Source organism: Methylobacterium sp. WL103 (assembly GCF_008039885.1).
Lineage (GTDB): Bacteria > Pseudomonadota > Alphaproteobacteria > Rhizobiales > Beijerinckiaceae > Methylobacterium > Methylobacterium cerastii.
Genome location: NZ_VRUX01001060.1, coordinates 1 through 852, shown reverse-complemented (window position 1 = coordinate 852; position 852 = coordinate 1). Strand labels below are relative to the sequence as shown.

The 852-nt window shown below is 71.2% G+C and carries 1 protein-coding gene; it reads left to right on the top strand.

Going from position 1 to position 852, the window contains the following annotated elements:
• Positions 1-201: 201 nt before the first annotated feature.
• Positions 202-822: a hypothetical protein gene (locus tag FV222_RS27765; protein ID WP_147761910.1), complete on the top strand. Its 621-nt coding sequence runs from the start codon at positions 202-204 to the stop codon at positions 820-822.
• Positions 823-852: the final 30 nt, after the last annotated feature.

Genomic DNA, 852 nt, shown 5'->3' with positions numbered 1-852 from the left:
CGCCCCGCCGGCCCCGCAACTGCGGGTCGCCGCCCGCTGACGGGCTCGTCCGCCGGCATTTGAGCCGGCGGCGACCGCGACGATCGGAGACGCCGGAAACATTTCGAAATCTTAAGGGCAACAACTCCTTAACCGCGGCGTGGGCACTTTGCACACGGACCCGCGGCCGGGCGTTTCCGGCGCCTTCACGGGATTGCCCCCATGAGTTCGATCTCCAGCACCACCGCGTCGCAGCTTCAGCCGGCGCAGCGGCCCGTGCACGCCCACAAGAACCGGGTCGCCTCCGAGATCGACAGCCAGGCCTCGGCCGGCACGATCTCCTCGACCGACGCGACCGCGCTGACCAGCGCCCTCGACTCGATCGACGCGAGCCTCAAGTCCGGTAGCAGTGCAAAAGACGGCGCGTCGGCGGCGTCGGGCGGCACCGCGACCGCCCGCCTCGATCCCTCCGCGATGAAGGACAAGATCGACGGCCTGATCGCCGACCAGGTCACCAGCGGGACGCTGACGAACGACCAGGCCACGACCCTGAAGTCGCTCTTCGCCGAGGGCGACAAGAACGCCGGCGGCGCGGTTGGCGGGGCCGGCGGCCGACCCTCCGGGCCGCTCCCCGGCGCTCCGCCGAGCGGCGATGCGTCGTCGGGCCTGAACCTCGATTTCGCGGCCTCCGACACCACGGGCACCGCGTCGACGAGCGACCTCCTGGCGAGCTTCATCAAGCAGCTTCAGGCGACGCAGACGACCGGCTCCGGCTACGCGTCGAGCGGTTCGGCCAGCGCCCGCAGCAGCGCCTCCGCCCTCGTGGTCGACTTCCGAAGCTGAGCGCACGGCCGCCGTGTTGCGGGATGGGAG

Coding starts and splice junctions, on each gene's coding strand:
- FV222_RS27765 (WP_147761910.1), top strand. CDS start 202: ATGAGTTCGATCTCCAGCACCACCGCGTCGCAGCTTCAGCCGGCGCAG.